The 3492-nt window shown below is 56.0% G+C and carries 1 protein-coding gene and 1 pseudogene; both read right to left on the bottom strand.

The annotated features are described in order from the left end of the window. Nucleotides 1-364, bottom strand: a pseudogene (locus Q1B15_RS03230) (succinyl-diaminopimelate desuccinylase); the annotation flags it as partial. Nucleotides 365-441: 77 nt separating this feature from the next. Then, on the bottom strand, nt 442-3492 hold a 3051-nt coding region (locus Q1B15_RS03235), incomplete at its 5' end, for a reductive dehalogenase (RefSeq protein ID WP_299750073.1).

Raw genomic sequence — 3492 nt, forward strand, 5'->3', positions numbered from 1 at the left:
CAAATATTTTGCCGTCTTCAAGAGTGCCGGCGAAGGGGTCCTTGCTCCACCCGTGTCCCACTTCAACGACGTCCGTGTGCGAGTTGAAGTGGACGCACTCCCCGGAATGCCGTCCGTCCCGTCGTGCCACAATATTCCAACGAGGGTAGCGGTCACTGTCGCCGGGTGTCCCTTCGCCGCGGACCAGTTCGGTTGCAAACCCTGAGCTTTCCAGACGACGTTTTAGATATTCGCAGATCTCGAGGTAGTGATCGCCGGGCGGGTTGATCGTCGGAATACGGACCAATTCCTGCGTGAGCGCAATCAGGTCGTCTCGACGCGCTTCGATGACGCCAAATAGTGCTGTGGCTTTTTCTGACTGCATTGGCGATGACCTACTTTCGCCTGGAGCATGCCGTCGGCGACGCGGCTTATCAATAGTTTAAGTCGGCCCTGACCAGCTCATAGATCAAGCTCGACCACACCGTTCGGCTCAGCTGCACGCGATTGACAGGTGATCATTCGACTTTCCCGTTGCGACTTGGACAGAACGAAATCGCGATGCTCCACGGCTCCGCAGACCACATTGCAGACGCAAACACCGCAAAGACCGTCTGAGCATTTCAGGTCGATCGGCACACCGTTCTCAATCAGGATGTCTGCAGCCGACCTATCCGCGGGCACCTCAAACGTTTTGCCGGACTTTGAAAGCCGAAGCGTGAATGGGTGGTTTTCGTATTCTGGAATTTTTGGGACAGAAAAATACTCCAAGTGCCGGGCATACTCAGGAAAACCGGCAGATTGTGCCGCATTCAGGACCGCCTGCATGTAGCGATCGGGGCCGCATGTGTAGATTTGGCTTCCTTTTTCATATGTAGGAAGCAGGCGTCCAAAGTCTGCCCGGCTTCCTTCGTCCGAGACGTGCAGCCGCAAGTTTTCTGCCCAAGGTGCGTTCTCCAAGTCCTCCAGATACCCCGCACCAGCCCGCGATGGGACAGAATAGTGGACTTCAAAGCGGCGTCCCAATGCGTGCAGTCGATGCGCCATTGCGATCATGGGTGTGATGCCAATCCCGCCCCCCATCAGGAATGTCATTTCGGAGTCTTCAACGAGCGGGAAGTGATTGATTGGGCGGGAGATAAATACTTTGCGGCCCTCAGAGAATATCCGGTGTAACAACGCAGACCCGCCGCGACCTTTGTCCTCACGCAAAACACCAATCTGATAAACCGAGCGATCGGCAGGGTCGCCAGACATCGAGTATTGGCGAAGGTATTCCGGGGCCACCACGACATCAAGATGCGCACCTGCGTCCCAAGCGGGTAGGTCGTTCCCATCGAGATCGCGAAATTCATACTTTGTGATATCCGGTGTCATCTGTTCTGCTTTGGAGCATACGACGCGAAGAACCGGACTTTCGCCTTTTGCCGAGTATCGATGCACCAAGCTGTCGTCACCGGCTTCCTGTCGGCGTTGATATTCCTCAGCGGTGACGAGTGCCTGATAGGCCTCAATTCCGGCCTCACGGTCCATTGCAAACGGATAAGGCCAAGGGTGAGGAGCTAAGTTGGCGGGATAAACGGCGAGCGTTTGATCCTCGTACTTGAGTTTCAAGTCAGGTTGCAAGTCGCGTGCGTTGACGGTTTTTTTGGTCGGAAGGTAGTGCCCACCTTCGGACAATTCCAAATCCCACCACCATTTTTTGACCGGGTTGAGACCGCCATTGCCAACGTAATCGTCCAGTTTTGCAAGGGCAGGGGCAGCATTTGGTATATTCATCGCAGCCCATCGAAAAGGCTTTTCTGCGAACAGACCCTCAAGGTTCCAGGGGCAGGTCTTCATACACCGGCCACACATCGCCCCCCCTTCGGTGGTGATCCGATAGGTGGCACATTTCTGGCTGTCTGACTTCCAAATTTCATAGCCGTTGAACATCAGTTTGGGACCAGCGGTAATCGCGCCGCTTGGACATTCGCGCGCACATTTGTTGCAGGCCTCACAAAATGCCTGCATTCCGAAATCAATCGGCTTGTCGTGCGCAAGGGGCATGTCGGTGGTTACGACACCGGATTTCAAGCGGGGTCCAAGGAACGGGTTCAAGATGACTTCGCCGATGCGGCTCACTTCGCCCAGCCCAGACAATAAGAGCAGCGGAGGTTGCAAGACTTCCCCGTCCATCACCGTGTGCGCTTTTGCGGAATACCCCAGATTGCGGATTTGTTCTGCGATAATCCCTCCAAGAAGCGAAAACCGAAGATACGCGCGCATAGATTGCGCGACGCTAATCCAGTCATCGCCGCTCGCGCCCTCCATCGTTTCGTGGCCTTGATCGACAATCATCGAAATGGCTTGATCATGCGTTGGCTCGATTGCAGCGCCGGTTGCATCGTGGGAATACCACGCCCATTCGGGACATCGACTGATCCCAACTGCGTCTATTCCGAGAAAGTAACTCGCAGCTTTGATCGCAAGCGCGTTTTCGTCGGCATCACTCTTATTCGGGTCACTCTTTGCGGGGCCATCCTGAAGCAAAACGAAAGCCCCCAGCAGGCGGCGTTGCGCGCTCGATGTCGCTGCCTTTCGCGCGTAGTACCCGCCCTTCGCTCCTTTTTGGAGCGCCGGGCCCATGTCTCCGAACTGCGCGCGGGCAAACATGTCGGTGCGTTTAGGAACGCGCGCAACGTTTGGCTCATCAATATAGGTTGTGGGAGTTTCGACACGTTTGAGCGTTTCAAAAGGATGCGGGCCAAGATGGAAAGCTCTGGACTTGAAGGGATTGCCGCCAATACCCGTCCGGCGGGCCCCCGATGTCCCAAGCCACCAGCTTGGCCCCGACGTCCGAAACCAAGGCTGTTCTGCCTTTGGCACCAAGGGGGCGTCATGTTGGAGGGGCATCGTGGTCGTAACTGCCGCGAGGCCGAAGCTTTCGCCGATATAGGGGGCCTCCACGGTACCGTCTTCGTGAGAAAGAAGCCCCGATGCCACACCAAGCCGGTTTAAGTGAACATCTGACGACGTCACAGTATGTGCCCGCGCTTCCCAGCCCAGCAGCCGAATATAATTTGCCAATACCGCAGCTGTTTCCGCCGCACGCAGCGCGGCTGCAGGCACACTTGCGTCTCGCAACCAAGTCGCGCCGGGTTCATCGGGCCAGGGCGGGCGAGGAGCTTCGTTCAAGACGACAATAGTAGACTTATGCCCATCAATATCCGTCGGCGGGGCAGCCATAGACTCCTTCAGATCCGCCATGATCATGTCAATGCCGCTTGCGAGCGTCTTTGTTTGTCGCGTCGAAAGATCATGCGAAAGCCGATCAATCTCGGGGTTGCGAACAGTTGTTTCTCGTCTTGCTAGATCGGGCAGCGGCCCAATGCCAACCATGCTCGCGTCGTTGAAGTAGCCAAAGCTTTTCAGGTGGTTGGATCGCTCGGTCAGATCGCTTGGGATCTCTGATCGTGTCCGATTGATCAATCCATCCCGTATAGCATCCATCATCGCCTGATAGTCGCTCAT

It is taken from the genome of uncultured Boseongicola sp. (genome assembly GCF_937988555.1).
Classification (GTDB): Bacteria; Pseudomonadota; Alphaproteobacteria; order Rhodobacterales; family Rhodobacteraceae; genus Boseongicola.